General features: G+C 57.8%; 16 protein-coding genes and 1 pseudogene. 6 read left to right on the top strand and 11 right to left on the bottom strand.

What is annotated here, in order from left to right; translation table 11 throughout:
- Positions 1 to 70: 70 nt before the first annotated feature.
- From JK199_RS14800 to JK199_RS14790, 3 genes are read right to left on the bottom strand one after another with little or no spacing between them, the layout of a single operon-like run.
- Positions 71 to 1,267, bottom strand: coding sequence for an acyl-CoA dehydrogenase family protein (locus tag JK199_RS14800; RefSeq protein WP_212377343.1), 1,197 nt, complete (start codon positions 1,265 to 1,267; stop codon positions 71 to 73).
- Positions 1,264 to 2,610 (bottom strand): MFS transporter, encoded by a 1,347-nt coding sequence (locus JK199_RS14795; protein WP_212377340.1) that lies wholly within the window; start codon positions 2,608 to 2,610, stop codon positions 1,264 to 1,266. Before JK199_RS14795 ends, JK199_RS14800 begins: the two co-directional genes overlap by 4 nt.
- Complete coding sequence (locus tag JK199_RS14790) at positions 2,600 to 3,298, bottom strand: enoyl-CoA hydratase/isomerase family protein (protein WP_212377337.1); 699 nt, start codon at positions 3,296 to 3,298, stop codon at positions 2,600 to 2,602. The genes JK199_RS14795 and JK199_RS14790 overlap by 11 nt, the downstream gene beginning before the upstream one ends.
- Positions 3,299 to 3,428: 130 nt before the next feature.
- Between JK199_RS14790 and JK199_RS14785 the strand changes: the two genes are divergently transcribed.
- Together JK199_RS14785 and JK199_RS14780 are read left to right on the top strand one after the other, a co-directional pair.
- Positions 3,429 to 4,454 (top strand): alcohol dehydrogenase catalytic domain-containing protein, encoded by a 1,026-nt coding sequence (locus JK199_RS14785; protein ID WP_212377334.1) that lies wholly within the window; start codon positions 3,429 to 3,431, stop codon positions 4,452 to 4,454.
- A gap of 4 nt (positions 4,455 to 4,458) precedes the next feature.
- Complete coding sequence (locus JK199_RS14780; RefSeq protein WP_212377332.1) at positions 4,459 to 5,955, top strand: class I adenylate-forming enzyme family protein; 1,497 nt, start codon at positions 4,459 to 4,461, stop codon at positions 5,953 to 5,955.
- Positions 5,956 to 5,969: 14 nt separating this feature from the next.
- Here JK199_RS14780 and JK199_RS14775 read toward each other — a convergent pair whose 3' ends face one another.
- From JK199_RS14775 to vapB, 3 genes are all read right to left on the bottom strand, one after another.
- On the bottom strand, positions 5,970 to 6,668 hold the full coding sequence (locus JK199_RS14775) for an IclR family transcriptional regulator (protein WP_244985205.1): 699 nt from the start codon (positions 6,666 to 6,668) through the stop codon (positions 5,970 to 5,972).
- Positions 6,669 to 7,117: 449 nt separating this feature from the next.
- Positions 7,118 to 7,528: a type II toxin-antitoxin system tRNA(fMet)-specific endonuclease VapC gene (gene vapC, locus JK199_RS14770; RefSeq protein ID WP_212377326.1), complete on the bottom strand. Its 411-nt coding sequence runs from the start codon at positions 7,526 to 7,528 to the stop codon at positions 7,118 to 7,120.
- The gene (gene vapB, locus JK199_RS14765; RefSeq protein WP_212377323.1) at positions 7,529 to 7,753 is read right to left on the bottom strand and encodes a type II toxin-antitoxin system VapB family antitoxin; all 225 of its coding nucleotides are present in this window, start codon (positions 7,751 to 7,753) and stop codon (positions 7,529 to 7,531) included.
- Between the two features lie 178 nt (positions 7,754 to 7,931).
- Between vapB and JK199_RS14760 the strand changes: the two genes are divergently transcribed.
- From JK199_RS14760 to JK199_RS14745, 4 genes are all read left to right on the top strand, one after another.
- Positions 7,932 to 8,357: a hypothetical protein gene (locus JK199_RS14760; RefSeq protein WP_212377321.1), complete on the top strand. Its 426-nt coding sequence runs from the start codon at positions 7,932 to 7,934 to the stop codon at positions 8,355 to 8,357.
- A 264-nt stretch (positions 8,358 to 8,621) separates the two neighbouring features.
- Positions 8,622 to 9,617 carry a glutathione S-transferase family protein gene (locus tag JK199_RS14755; RefSeq protein WP_342356342.1) on the top strand — a complete coding sequence of 332 codons (996 nt, stop codon included), beginning with the start codon at positions 8,622 to 8,624 and terminating at the stop codon, positions 9,615 to 9,617.
- Complete coding sequence (locus JK199_RS14750) at positions 9,614 to 10,237, top strand: alpha/beta hydrolase (RefSeq protein ID WP_212377318.1); 624 nt, start codon at positions 9,614 to 9,616, stop codon at positions 10,235 to 10,237. The genes JK199_RS14755 and JK199_RS14750 overlap by 4 nt, the downstream gene beginning before the upstream one ends.
- 11 nt (positions 10,238 to 10,248) lie before the next feature.
- The gene (locus JK199_RS14745) at positions 10,249 to 11,163 is read left to right on the top strand and encodes a LysR family transcriptional regulator (protein WP_212377316.1); all 915 of its coding nucleotides are present in this window, start codon (positions 10,249 to 10,251) and stop codon (positions 11,161 to 11,163) included.
- A 7-nt stretch (positions 11,164 to 11,170) separates the two neighbouring features.
- Here JK199_RS14745 and JK199_RS14740 read toward each other — a convergent pair whose 3' ends face one another.
- The 5 genes and pseudogenes from JK199_RS14740 to JK199_RS14720 all read right to left on the bottom strand — a co-directional run bounded on the left by JK199_RS14740 (position 11,171) and on the right by JK199_RS14720 (position 14,684).
- On the bottom strand, positions 11,171 to 11,851 hold the full coding sequence (locus JK199_RS14740; protein WP_212377313.1) for a flavin reductase family protein: 681 nt from the start codon (positions 11,849 to 11,851) through the stop codon (positions 11,171 to 11,173).
- Positions 11,852 to 12,264: 413 nt separating this feature from the next.
- Positions 12,265 to 12,873 (bottom strand): annotated as a pseudogene (locus JK199_RS16025) (VOC family protein); the annotation flags it as partial.
- Between the two features lie 3 nt (positions 12,874 to 12,876).
- The gene (locus JK199_RS14730; protein WP_212377310.1) at positions 12,877 to 13,446 is read right to left on the bottom strand and encodes a YceI family protein; all 570 of its coding nucleotides are present in this window, start codon (positions 13,444 to 13,446) and stop codon (positions 12,877 to 12,879) included.
- Positions 13,433 to 14,050, bottom strand: a complete 618-nt coding sequence (locus JK199_RS14725; protein ID WP_244985199.1) for a cytochrome b — start codon at positions 14,048 to 14,050, stop codon at positions 13,433 to 13,435. The genes JK199_RS14730 and JK199_RS14725 overlap by 14 nt, the downstream gene beginning before the upstream one ends.
- A 19-nt stretch (positions 14,051 to 14,069) precedes the next feature.
- Complete coding sequence (locus JK199_RS14720; RefSeq protein WP_212377305.1) at positions 14,070 to 14,684, bottom strand: YceI family protein; 615 nt, start codon at positions 14,682 to 14,684, stop codon at positions 14,070 to 14,072.
- Between the last annotated feature and the right edge of the window lie 65 nt (positions 14,685 to 14,749).

Genomic DNA, 14,749 nt, shown 5'->3' with positions numbered 1-14,749 from the left:
TGAACGATCCCTTTTTCATACAACTGTTTTTAATAGTTATATTTAGATAAAAAAATGCCTCTCGGCTGATTCAGTAAGTAAAGGTAATCGGCGGCGGCTCTTCGTTAAGAAGAAAATTGCCAATAGCCTTGTATTTGTAAGCCACGCTATCATGCGTTGTATGTGTGCGGGCGTTACGCCAGTGCCGGTCAAAATTAAACGGCTTCTGTGTTGTGGCGGCACCCCCGACGTCATACAGTTTCTGCGAGACGTACAGGGCGCTTTCCGTGGATGCTATTTTTGCTTCTGCAACCGCAATTGACGACTGCACCAGAAGATTTTCCGTTTCTTCCGTTGTGGCATGACCACGGCTGACGTCTTCCAGTTGCGCACGGGCCGCCTGCTCCACATATCCGGCGGCACGCCGGACCAGTGCTTCGGCTGCTCTTACACGCGCTGCAATTTCTCCTACCGCGTAAAGAATGTAAGGATCATCAGTCGCTTTGCTGACACCACTTTCACGCAGGGGGCGTGTATGGTTTCTGGCCCAGTAAATGGCATCATCCAGTACAGCCAGCCCAATCCCCACATCAATAGCGCAATGGATCAGCTGCGCCGAGGCCCCAACGTAATTCCGCCTGCCCGACCAGTGGCCTGTTGGAATAATCTGCTCTGCTGAGAGGGCAATATCGTGAAACTCCGTCGTACCGCTGGCTGTGGTACGCTGGCCCATGCCATCCCAGTCGTCCTTTAAGACAAGGCCCTGCGCATCTTTTGGCAACATGACGTAGAGCGGCTTCCCTGCCTCATCGAGTGCCTGTACCTTGATCAGATCCGCAAAAAGACAGCCTGTGCTGTAAAATTTACATCCTCGCAAGACTGTCTTGCCATCAACATGCGCGAGATGGGTATGAATTTCCCCTCTGAAACTGCCGGTGCGTTCCGCCACCGCGCCAGAACTGATGCGGCCGCGGCCAATCTGCCCCAGATAACGGACCTGCGCGTCTGGCCCCGCCATAAGCCGTAATTGTTCAATATTGATAAAATGCGGGAACAGAGCCTGTGCTACATTGGGGTCTGCTTTACCAAGCGCTATAAAGATCTCAGCAACCGCACCCTGAGTAACGTCTCCACCCCCAAGCTCTTTTTGCACCCGTGCCGCACCAAGTCCTGAACAGGCAATTTTTTCAAAAATATCAAACGGTAAAATCCGTTCTGCGTCCCGCTGCGAAGCCTCTTCAGCAATCACGGGCGCAAGCGTACGGGCGAGATGAACATAATCTGTCATGACTGTGAATCCATTACCGAATAAGGCTGAGAGACCGGAAGGCGCGCCGTACGGGCGGTCATGGCAAGCATGACGATCACGCCAAGCCCGACAAAGAGGCTGACAAGACTCAAAGCGACCTCAAACCCACCCAGCCGCGTTTTGAGAAAACCAATTAAAACCGGCACAAGCATGCTGCTGATCTGGCCGCAGCAATTGATCAGGGCAAAACCAATGGCCCGGTCCTGCGCAGGCAACAGGCCTGCGGGAATACTCCAGAAAATTGCTGTTGCAATCAGATAGCCTGCAACCATAACAGTCAGAAAAAAGAGGGTTTCTGTCGTTCCGTGCGCTATCCACGGCAGAGCCAGCATGCCTGCCATAGCCAGCGCTCCGCCCAGCGCGAAATGCCAGCGCCGCTCCTGATGCTGGTCTGAATGCCGGCAGGCCAGTAGCATGGCCCCAATACCCACCGCATGCGGCAAGGCACTTAAAAGACCAAGCTGTTGCAGGTTCTGCACCCCTGCGGCACGCAGGAGCGACGGCACCCAGAAATTGACGACATTCCCCGTGCACGTAATAGTCAGGCAGTAGCTCAGAGACAGTAGCCAGACTGTACGGTTGGAAAACGCACTGACAAGAGAGGCCCGGACGGGGCGGATGGTTGCGGACGGTTCGCGTACCATGGCCTGCTGAATGATTATTTTCTCATTCTTCTTCAACCAGCGTGCGTTATCAGGCTTATCAGCCAGCCAGCCAAAGGCCAGAAATCCTGCAACAACCGGCGGGAGCCCCCCGAGCAGAAACAGCCATTGCCACCCGTGCCAGCCCCAGAGTCCGGCCAGATGGGTCATGATCCAGGTTGCACTCGGCCCCCCGACGATCCCGCACACAGCAATCGCCATGATAAAGCGTGACGTGATGCGGGCGCGGTAAGCGCTGGGGAACCAGTACGTCAGATAGAGGATAACACCGGGGAAAAACCCGGCTTCCGCCATCCCCAGCAAAGTGCGCGTGGCATACAGGGAGTACGGCCCCTGCACGAATGCCATACCAACAGTCACCAGTCCCCAAATAATCATGATCCGGGCGAGGGTTCTGCGTGCCCCCCACCGCTCCATGACCAGATTACTCGGAATTTCGCACAACAGATAACCGGCTGAAAAAAGGCCAACAGACAGACCAAAAGCTGTGTCGCTGATATGCAGATCCGCACCGAACTGAAGATGCGCAAAGCTGACAGCCACACGATCCAGCCAGTTGAAAACAAGGCAGATGAACAGGAACGGCATAAGACGCCACGCCACACGCCGGAAAACAGCACCCTCTGCCGACCCGGCAGGAATCAGATCCTCATTGCTCATATCGACCGACTTCCAGTCTGGCCTGATCAACCAGCGCATAATGCCTGTCCAGCCGCGCACGCCGCTCAGCCAGCAGCAGCCGCTTGCTCCATGCCATAGCGGATGTCGGCAAACCTGCCAGACGTGTGGCGAGAGCCGTGGCCTCTGCCAGCGGATCCTGTGCCAGGGAAGACACCAGTCCCATGCGCTGCGCGTCTTCCGCATCAAAGCTCCGGCCCGTCAGCATAATATCCAGCGCTGCGGCCTCTCCGATCAGCGAGGGCAACTCTATCGCGCTGAAGCCGGAGAGCATGTCATGCTCGACCTCAGGAAAACGAAAACGGGTTCCGGGTGCTGCAATCCGAAAATCACAATACATGGCGATGCTTATCCCTAACCCGATGACATGACCGTGCAGGGCCGCAACAACGGGTTTGGTAAAGTCTTCCGCAACACCGGGAATACAGGAGGCCAGCACATCTGTTGTCGCCACCTGCTGCGTTGCAGAAATTTCCTTAAGGTCTGACCCTGCACAGAACGCCTTTTCTCCCGCACCATGCAAAACCACGGCTCTGACTGCGGAATTATGCAGTGCCTCATGCCAGATACGCCCCAGTGCTGTTTTGTCGTGGCTGTCCAGCGCGTTCAACCGGTCAGGACGGTTGAGAGTGATGGTGAGAACACCGGACTGAATAGCACTATCTATCATGGTTTATCCCGAATTAAGCATGATTCCGATTCGTTAAATTAGCCATAGCAACATTTTTCGATGTGGAATATAAAAAGTTTATATTGTGTTCTTTATGTTCGTTATATGAACAAATATCAGGGCTGTAACAATGAAAGCAATTATCCTTTCGGACTTTGGCGGTCCCTCTCAGCTCAGGCTGGAAGACGTCCCCACACCTGAGGCTGGTGCGCATGATGTGCTTGTGCAGGTTGAAGCCGCAGGGGTGTGCCACCATGACCTGCTGCACAGAGCAGGCAAACTGGCAGGAGCCCCTAAGGGGGTTATCCTCGGTCACGAGGTGGCGGGCCGCGTTGTGGAAACGGGTGCCGCCGTAACCACGCTGCGCGTCGGGGACCGCATAACCGGCTATCAACGCCGCTTTTGCGGACAATGCCGGGACTGTCTGAGAGGGCGGCAAGACCTGTGCCGCGCTGTCTCTCTCCCCGCCGTGGATACGGAAGGCGCTTATGCCCAGTATATTCGCCTGCCCGCCGTCTCCGCCATCCGCATCCCGGATAATGTCACGTTTCAGCAGGCCGCCCTTGCATCCTGCCCTATTGGCACCGCCATGCGGGCACTTGTCTCACAGGCCGGACTGACTGCGGGCGAGACTGTTCTGGTTAATGGCGCCAGCGGAGGGCTGGGCGTGCATCAGATCCAGATTGCCCGTGCGCTGGGGGCGGAGGTTATTGCCGTGACAGGGGACCCTGCAAAAGCCAGCAGACTGGAAGAACTTGGGGCATCCTCAGTCATAGTGGCACCGGATGGAAACTACAGTGCTGCGGTGTGGAACCAGACCGGTAAACGCGGTGTGGATGTTGCCATGGAGAATCTGGGCCTCACCCTCCCCCAAACCCTGCGGGCAACTGGCATGGGCGGACGCATTGTGGTGCTGGGCAATATCGCTCCGGCACCTGTCGAAGTCTCCCCCGGCCTGCTGATCGGGCGCAGGCTCCGTGTGCAGGGGTCTGGCAGCGCCACGCTGGATGAAGTCAGCCAGTCTCTCGCCATGATTTCCACTGGCCTTGTTCGGCCGCAGATTGACCGCGTCATGCCCTTTACGCAGGCGGCGCAGGCCCATGCACTTCTGGAAGCAAGGCAGGTGAACGGCCGCATTATTTTAAGCGGGTGGTAAAAGCATGAGCGTGCAAAATCTTTTTTTGAATGCCGCAGCCCGATGGCCTGATACGGTGGCACTCCATGAACCTGCTACAGGCCAGACGCTTTCTTTCGGAGATATGCAGACTGCTTTACAGGGTTTTGGGGCATTTCTGGCTGCACAGGGCGTAACACCCGGCGCACGGGTTGGGATTCTGGCTGATGCCAGCATTCCCTATCTGATTGCCGATTACGGCAGCATGGTTTGCGGTTATGTGCGCGTGCCGTTTGACCCTTCTCTTTCCGTTGAGGAATTACGGAATCAGATTAGCGATGCCGATATTGCCATTCTGCTTCATGACCCTACGCATGCGGAACTGGCAGAGCAGGCAGCAGGGGCCACCTGTGTTTCTCTTCCCACAAGCTGGCCAATATCAGACGCGCCGACAGCGCTCACCGTATCCGAAACTGCTCTATCCACACTGGCATCTCTCAATTATACGGGGGGCACAACAGGCCACCCAAAAGCGGTTATGCACACGCAGGGCAGCCTGAATGCCATTGTGAACAATATCGGACTGGCGCGCCCGACAGACGTGGGGGATGCGCTGTTAAACGTCCGGCCTTTGTGGCCTATTGCCTCAGTCTCCGTGCTGGCGCATCTGTGCCACGGGGGGAGTGTAGTGCTGGGAGGGCGGTTTAACCCTGCAACCTTTCTCTCTCTCCTTGAGACGACCAAAGCCGCCTATAGTTCGCTTGTCCCGACACAGATTGCCCGTCTCGTGCAGCATATTGCGGAACATGGCGACGTTCCTGAAAGCCGGAAAACGCTTCCTTTTTTCCGCTCGCTCGACGTGGGTGCGGCCTCGCTGCCCTCAGAACTGCTTGAGAAAGCCATGTCTCTGCTTGGCCCGCGGCTAAGCATTCTTTACGGCATGACCGAAGCGCCCTGGAGCTTTTACCTGCCTGCCCCGGAACTGACTGCCCTGCATGCCGCCGGAAACTCTATTGGAGCAGTAGGCTTCCCACTCCGGCAGGTGCAGGTTCGTCTGTCCGCCACCATCCCCCCTCTTAACGCGGGGGAGGTGGAAATTTGTGGCCCGCACCTGATGGCGGGATACTGGAAGCAACCAGAAAAAACGGCCTCCGTATTACAGGATGGCTGGCTGGCGACAGGAGATCTGGGCGTGATGGACGACACGCACCTTCTTAAAATTGTTGGTCGTAGAAAAGACATTATTCGATCTGGCGGGATGTCCGTCCAGCCCTCGGAAGTTGTGGAATGTCTGCTCTCCCACAGCAGTGTTGCTGAGGCACATGCTTTTGGTGCGGCTGATCCAGAATGGGGAGAACGCGTCTGCGCGGCAATTGTCCTGCACGCCGATGCCTACATCCAAGAAGCAGACCTGATCCTGCACTGCAAACAGCGCCTGTCCCGGCACAAAGTGCCCAAACAAATCCTTTTTGTCTCCCACCTGCCACGTTCTCATTACGGCAAGGTGCAACAGGCTAAACTGCTTAAACTTTTAGAAGCCTAACTGCCAGCGCGTGCTCAGCCAAAAAGCTGTTCTGAAATCCCCTTACAGGCACGCTGGAGATGTTGCGCCAGAGGAGATGAGACCTGCAACACAGCATCCATCTCCAGTCCGGCTATCACCAGCGCCCCAACAGCAGCCTCTTGCCCGAGGCGAATGGGGTAACCCATGGACGACAAGCCCTCGCGCTGCTCACTCCGCCCGAAGGAATAGCCGCCAGCCTCCATAATTTCCTGTATTCTGGGCGATATATTTTCATACCGTTCTTCTCCCAGTATCTCCAGCGCCCGTTCCTCAGGGTAGGTCGCCAGAATAGCACGTCCACTTGTGCAACGATCCATGGCGAATTTATCATCCAGATCGGCCACAACATTAAAAGGTGTTGCCGCCGTCCACATGCGTTCGATCAGGACAATCTGATCCCCCACGGGCAAGGCGACAGATACAATGGCGGGGCGGTCCGCAATGACGTTCTGCAAATCAATTGTGTAGGGAAGTGCAACACGGCGCAAAGGCAGGCGCGTCAGATACGCACTGGCGGGCAGTAAGCACCCTCCCCCCAGACGGTATATGCCGTGCTCTGCTTCCACCTGCCCCCAATAGATCATTGCTTTGAGCAACCGATGAACCGTTCCACGATCCATACTCGTCAAACGGGCGAGCTCCTGCGCTGTCAGGCCTTTCGAAACTCGCGCAAGCTGCTTCTGCAGTTCCATATATTTATCGAGAACACCGACACCGCTACCGTTCATACAATAATACTCTCAGCAGATCGCAATTACCGCCTCAGTCTTTTGCACAATTTTTGAGCCTTAAAAACAGCAGGGTTTTTCGCTCCCTGCTTTTCTTTATGGAATATATTCACATTTTCCCTTATTCATTTCCATTCTATTTTAGATGAGAATTTGAGCTGCCATTTCTGCTCTGAGAGAGTGTGATGGATTTTATGGATTTGCTGGGGGATTGAGCGCAACGCAAAAACCCCGCCTGAGGGAGGCGGGTTGGGTATAGTGACTACAATTTAGTGGTGATTTTGGTTGCGGGGGCACACAACCAAAGAAAACTGCTGCTTGTTAGCGGGTTCGTAGAGAGGCTCGCTGCATGACATAGTCGATTGATAAACAATCGTTTTTATCAATATTCTGTCTAGCCACGCCTTTCCCGGTCAGACCGTGCCAGTCAGCCAGTCCTCCGTTCGAAGACCTTCCACCCGCTGGAATTCCCGAAGGTTCCCCGTCACGACAATCAGCCCTCTGCTCCGGGCATGCCCGGCAATCATGAGATCATAGGAACCTATGATACGGCCATTCCGTTCAAGAACAGCCCGAATGTCCGCCGTATGGGCAGCCGCTTCACTGTCGAATGGCAGGATTGCCAGCCTTGCCGCGAAGTGCTCAACCTCGCGTCTTGTGCGTACGGGATCGGACGAGCGTTCGGCGCCATAAAGCAACTCATACAGAACCACGTCCGAGATGCAGAGTTCTTCCGCACAGCTGTTGAACCTCGGACGCAGCCCCTGCGGCCGATCCCGCAATACCCTGATACAGAGGTTCGTATCCAGCAGGTAACGCAGCATTCAGAGCGTCTCACGTTCCTGCATGGCTGGCTGGTTCCGCTCCCCCAGATCCACCCCGGGAGCAGCAAAGAAATCATCCCACGCCGCATCGGCCGGGGAGATGATCCGTCGTGGGCCTTCGGACACGATGACCACCTCACGGACCTGTTCCCCGAAGGCAACCATCTTCGGCAGACGCACTGCCTGCGAGCGGTTGGATAGAAAGAGTGTCGTACGGGTCAGCATCGGATACCCCCATGGATATATATTATGTATATCCCATTTGTACGACGATGTCCCACATTTTTTGGAGTCCTCTGCACCGCATACACACAATCCAGACAGGTGATACAGTGGATCTCCCGTCATGCTCCATGATGGTATCGCTTTCCTCTCTCCCTGAAAGATAAAAAAGACAGCATTCATGACGGACAGGCCACGAACACGGAGTGAAGCCTTCGCCCGAGCAGAAGAACGGGGTCGCCACCTGACAGCCACCATGCTGTCAGGTCCGGACATGCTGACGGGCGAGGTTTTTGCCCACCGTCTTGGCCTGACTGTCGCAGATCTGCGTAATCTGGAACAGGCCCATGCTGTCCTCATTCTGCCAGGGCTCTCACCACGAGAAGTGCGCTATCCGGCCTGGCAGATCGACGCGACGGGACCGCCCTTCCCTGTCCTGCACGCACTTTTCGATGCGCTGGGCGACAGCGGATGGACCATTCATCGCTTCCTGATGCAGTCTCATCCCGAACTTGCCGGTCAGACAGCCTTGGAAACGCTTCGTGATGGCAGGGGCGCACTGGTCCTCCGGCGTGCCCGCAGCATTGCGGTAGGAAGCTTCGCCTGACCGCCCTGCCGGTCGAGCCTCTTCACTTCACGCCTTCGAACCCCTACCCCGTCTCGCCGCATGACAGAGTGGCAATGCCACATTACATGGAGGCGTCCAATCGCAACACTACTTCCTACAGGGAAGGAATGCCTTGCTGCTACGGTATCTAATCTTTCGCGTTCGGCCATATTAACAGTAGCGGAGCAAGTAATCTCGGTAGCGGAAGAAAACGTCGGTCTTTCGCCGGAAGATCATCATGATACTGTGGAACAGGAGTTGCAGATGCTGGTTGATGGACAATGGGTCGAGAACTGGCAGCCGGTTCAAGCCAAAGACGCGAAAGGAGGCTTTGTCCGCCAGACCTCGTCTTTCCGCGACTGGATCACCCCTGACGGAAGTCCCGGCCCCACGGGAGAGGGTGGTTTTACAGCCACAAAAGGACGCTATCATCTTTACGTCGCCCTGATCTGCCCGTGGGCGTCACGCACGCTCATTGCCCGTAGCCTGAAAGGGCTGGAGGATATCGTGTCGGTATCGGTCGTCGAACCCGCCCTCACCGATCAGGGCTGGCGCTTTGGCGATTATCCGGGAGCGGACGTCGATACGCTCAATGGCGCGATGTGGATGCATGAACTCTATACCCGCGCCGATCCGCACTATACGGGTCGCGCCACCGTTCCGGTCCTGTGGGACAGGGAAAGACGAACGATCGTGAACAACGAGTCCGCCGATATCGTGCGGATGTTCAATTCCGGGTTTGGTACGCTGGCGTCCTCGAACCACAACCTCTATCCCGAAGCCCTGCGCGGTGAAATCGATGCCCTGAACGACGGGCTGTATGTGCAGCTCAACAATGGCGTCTATCGCACCGGGTTTGCAACAACCCAGCAGGCTTATGAGGAAGCCTTCGAGGGTGTTTTCAGCATGCTGGACACGTTGGAAGCACGTCTGTCCGGAAGCACCTCATGGCTGGTCGGAGACCAGTTGACCGAAAGTGACATCCGCCTGTTCGTGACGTTGGTCCGTTTCGATGCCGCCTATCACGGGCTGTTCAAGTGCAATCGCCGCCGCGTCGCGGACTACCCTAACCTGAGCCGCTATCTGGAACGGATGCTCGGGGTCAGGGGGGTTGCGGAAACCGTCAGCCTCGACCATATCAAGTGCGGCTATTATTCGATCAAGGCGCTGAACCCCAATGGCATCGTGCCCCTCGGGCCCGACCTTACATGGGCGGCACACATGCCTGCAACACCCCTCCCATCGGGGGCGGGGACATGAGTGCCGGCCTGGTTATCTTCCTGCATGGGGTCGGCAGTCGGGGCGCCTCTTTTGCGCCGTTACTGGCACAATGGGGGACGGATCTGCCCACGATCGCCCTTGCCGCTCCCGATGCGCCGTTCACGTTCGACCTTGCGCCAGACGGGCGACAATGGTTCAGCATCAAGGGCGTGACGGAGGCCAACCGGACGGAACGGATCGTCGCTGCGCGGCAGGCTTTTGACGACACGCTCCAGTCCTGCATCTCGGAGGCCGGCTTTGAAAACAGGCTGGACCGGGTGGTGCTTGTGGGCTTTTCCCAGGGATCGATCATGGCGCTGGATGCCGCGGTCTCCGGCAGCTGGCCCGTGGCTGGCGTGGCCGCCTTTTCCGGGCGGCTTGCCTCGCCCCCCTTCTATGCTCCGTCCACGGGAACACGCATTCTGCTGATCCATGGCGATGCGGACCCCCTCATGCCGGTGCAGGAATCTCAAAGAGCAGCACAGACCCTGACGACGATCGGCATGACCGTTACATGTGACATTCTGCCCGGTGTCGGTCATACTCTGACGGCTTCGGGAGTGAGGCGGGCACAGGACTTCATACAGTCCCTTCTGCTTCCGGGTGCGTCTGCCTCCTAAGGACCTGTGATTTGGATCGTCTGAGCCTTGACCGCCTGTTCGTTGCCGTTCTGGAAACAGGCAGCTTTGTCGCGGCATCCGGGCGGATGGGGGTCAGCAGCGGCCAGGCGTCCAAGATGCTGTCCCGCCTTGAGTCCGATCTGGGCGTGCAACTGATCAAGCGGACTACCCGCGCCCTTTCCCCTACCGAGATCGGCCAGGTTTATTATGAGCGTGTCAGGATTTTGCTTGAGCAGCGCGACGCGCTCGATGCATCCATCCGCCAGACATCGGGCGCACCCTCGGGCCGACTGCGGATCACGGCTCCGATGTCGTTCGGCGCTGTCCAACTGGTGCCGGCGTTGCTGGCCTTCGCGGAGCAATATCCCGCCATCAGCCTCGATGTCAGTTTTTCGGACCGGCTGGCGGACCTGGTTGAGGAGGGCTTTGATGTCGCCGTCCGTATCGGGCGTCTGTCCGACAGCAGCCTGATTGTCCGCAGGCTGTGCGATGCCCGGATCGTCACTATCGCCGCCCCGTTTTACATCACGGACCATGGCGCACCCCAGCGTCCGGAAGAACTGTCGCAGCATACATGCATCATCGACACCAATTTCCGCACACCCCACTGTTGGTCTTTCCACGACGAGTCATCAGGACAGGACATTCAGGTTCCCGTGACCGGACGCATCGCCTTCTCAAACGGGGAAGCCTGCCTGACAGCGGCTGAACGGGGCCTGGGAATAGCCTATCTGCCCAGCTTCATTGCAGGCCCGAAAATACGGGAAGGTAAGCTGACGCCCCTGCTGCACAACTTCGAGCCGCCAGCGCTGGGAATACATGCCCTTTACCCCCCCGCGCGGCATCTTGCCGCAAAGGTACGGGCCCTGTCCGATTTCCTCTCGGATTACTTCCGAAGCCGGGCAGAATGGGACGAAGGCTGGTAATCTTCTTTCAGGGCGTAGAAGGCAGAACCGGCAAGCCGGCACCTTCGTCCAGAGCGGTGTCGGACGATGACGGGCGACGCAGGTCAAACATGGAAGCCTCGGCCAGTTCTGAATACCATCCTGCTCCGCCGGCTCTCAGAACGGGGCGCGCCGCAGCGGTTTCGTAGATTCCCTCGCTTACAAAAGAGCGATCGATATGGACCGTCACCACTTCCCCCAACATAAGCCAGCTCTCCAGGCGCTCCCCGGAAGCCGCCTCAAGCTGGACGATCTGCGTCACACGGCACTCAAACTGCACCGGACTGGCAGCAACCCGTGGCGGCCGAACACGACAGGACGGAATTTTCGCCAGTCGCGCCACATCAAATTCATCAATCTGCCGGTCGAATGCAGCGGACGACAGATTCATGCGCCCGACCAACGGCTGCGTGACCAGATTCCAGACAAATTCTCCGGTCTGCTGCGCATTGCGGACCGTATCTTTCCAGCCCATCGAGGAAAACCCGATGATCGGTGGGATATAGTTGAACGCATTGAAAAAACTGTAGGGGGCAAGATTGGGTACACCCTCCGTATCAACCGTCGCAATCCACCCGATCGGCCGTGGCGCGATGATGGCATTAAACGGATCGTGCAGAAGACCATGCCCGTCTTCAGGACGGTAGGTGTGAAAACGGTCATCCGACATGCAAGTCCCTTCCGGATTTTTCCTGCCTGGCCCTGCATCCCATTGTGCAGGAAAGTCTCACAGCCTGTTTGAAAATATGAGCTGGTTGAGCGAGGACAACCTGAGTGAGCGCCGGTACCAAGGATAAAGACAATCTGCGTCCGGTCTTCGACAGCGCACGTTCTCAAATCAGGCTCTCCCAGTGCTTCTGGAGTGTGCAAACGGATCAGCGTACCCCATGGATCTGCAACCGTCACCTCGTTCGTGGAGGGATTCGGGCCAGGAACGGATGTCAATCCTGCCGCTGGAGGCCGGAAGTCCGACAGGGCGATTTCGGCCAGCCCGGTCGAGGGGAAACGACGCTGGCCCGCTCCACGGCTGTTCCAGATGTTGGTGGCGATATGGTGATGGTAGCCATCCGCCGCATAGAACGTGCCCCCCGGATACCGGCAGGTTATATCCAGACCGAGTTTGCGGGCATAAAAATCCTCCGCGGCCTCAATGGTGCCGACCTGAAGATGGACATGCCCGACCCGCGTGCCGTGTGGCGCGCCATCCCAGCGTGCCCCCCGGGCCTGCCCGAGAAGAGCGGGAATATCGAGGGCCGCCGTACTTATACGCACTGTCCCGTCCTGCCAGATCCAGGTGGACGCAGGGCGATCGGCATAGATTTCGACGCCGTTTCCCTCGGGATCGGACAGATACACGGCTTCACTCACATCCTGGTTCGAGGCGCCGACAACCGGTAGCTTCTGTTCGATCACATGGTCGAGCCAACATGCCAGCGCAGAGCGGGACGGCAGCAGGAATGCCGTATGAAACAGCCCCGCCTCCCGGGAGGAACGTAGCCGGGCATGTCTGTCCTGCCGGAGTTCGAGCAGGGACGTGCCACCGGCACCGAGGCGCATTGTCTCCCCATCCCGGCCGTGTCCTTCGAGGCCGACTGTCTTCTGATAGAAGGCCGCAACCTTTTCCGGATCGTTCACTGTCAGTACGACATGATCCACGGCAAACCCCGTGGGAAAGACAGGATGCTCTCTCATAGGTCAGGACTTCCGCTGCGCCGTGATGTCGAGGTCGACGCCAACTTCCAGCGCGACCCACTGCCCGGTCGCCCATGGTCCCTGCCCGACCCCGAAGGCGGAGCGCACGAGATCCAGATGCCCTTTTACATGAAGTGCGGAGCCATTGATATCGAGCGTGAAGGGCAAGGTGACCGGCTTGCTGATCCCGCGTATTGTCAGGGTTCCGACTGCCTCATAGGCATTGCCTCCCGTGGCACGGAAGTTCCGCGCGTCAAATATCGCTGACGGAAAATGCGCAACGTCGAACCAGTCCTTTCCCGGCAGGGCGCCGTCACGCTGGCGGTCTCCCGTGACACCGCTCGACAGGACGATCGTCACATGGGCTTGTCCGGCCTCCGGATGCTCCGGATCGAAGGAAATGGTGCCGTCGAATGCTCCGAAATGACCGCTGAACGGCGTTCCGGTCTGCTTGCCCGAAAAGGCCAGCGTGCTATGCGCCGGATCGAGCGTCCAGTCCGCGGACAGGGCAGACAGGGGCAGAGAAAAACCTGCTGCAAGCGCCAACGCGGCGATCGTCTTAATGGATGGCATTGTGCAAATCCTCCGGCCGCTTGCGACGCGACGATACAACCGGCCAGGGCAGCATGCGCCCAGGCACGGAATCCCGTAAAATCAGGACATGCCGCAAAACGGCCGCGACATGCAGGACGATCAGAACGACCAGCGTCCAGGCGCCCCAATGGTGAAACTCCTTCAGGACTGCCTCCACGGGAGCCTTGTCCTGCAGCATTGCGAAAACCGGAAGGTCCGGCCACGGTACCGTGCCGAACAGCACGGTTGGAATGCCGAGCACAGACGCCGATACCATGGCCCAGCCGCTGAGTGGCAGGACGATTTGTAGCCCATACAAGACCAGATGAGCCAGATGGGCCGCCCGACGTTCCGCGGCGGGCATGTCCGCGGGAAGCGCCGGCGCCGCATGGGTCAGGCGCCACCCTACCCGCAGACAGACCAGCAGCAGGACAGAAATCCCGATGGATTTATGGAGCTGGTACAGTTGGAACATGCGCATCGGGTCAAGGGCAACATGATCCATGGTCATCCCCATGCCGATCAGGATCAGGATACCGGTGGCGATCAGCCAGTGCAGGCCGATCGCCACCGCCCCGTATCGCGATGCTCTTTCGGCACGCATCGGGACCGTGTTCATGAAATCAGCCCTGCTTTTCGAAAGCACCGGCGATGCGTAGCGTCACATCGTCACCGACATAGGGCACATACATCTTCACGCCGAAGTCACTGCGCTTGATCGTGGCGGTGGCTTCAAAGCCGGCCGTGTAATTCTTGTCCATCGGGTTGATGCCGGCGCCGACAAAATGCACCTTCAGCGTCTCGGGCTTCGTGACGCCATGGAGGGTCAGGTTGCCGGTCACGGTGGCATCGTTCCTGCCGGAACGCTTGACTTCAGTGGAGACAAAGGTTGCATTCGGGAACTTTGCTGCATCGAACCACTGGTCGCTGTTCAGTTCTTCCGTCAGCTTGTCGCTGGTCGTCTGAACAGATGCAACCGGGATGGTCACGGAGAGTTTGGAAGCGGACGGCGTTTTGGCGTCCAACTCCAGCGTGCCGGAAACATTGGAGAAAAGCCCGCTATAATAGGTGAAACCGAAGTGCAGCAGCGAGAACCCGACCTGTGTATGGCCCGGTTCGATGGCATAGCTGCCGGACTGGACCTGAGCCGGGTTCGTCACCGTCTGGGCAGAGGCGATGGCTGGCAGAACTGCGACCGAAACTGCCAGAATTGCGATGCGGGATAAAGAGAAACGCATGAGATGATCCTTCCAGAAAACCGAACTGACCAAGGGGCGGACTGTCGGTCCCCAAGCCATGAACT

This window comes from Acetobacter persici, assembly GCF_018256955.1.
Taxonomy (GTDB): Bacteria; Pseudomonadota; Alphaproteobacteria; order Acetobacterales; family Acetobacteraceae; genus Acetobacter; species Acetobacter persici.
This window is presented reverse-complemented; position numbering and strand designations above follow the sequence as displayed.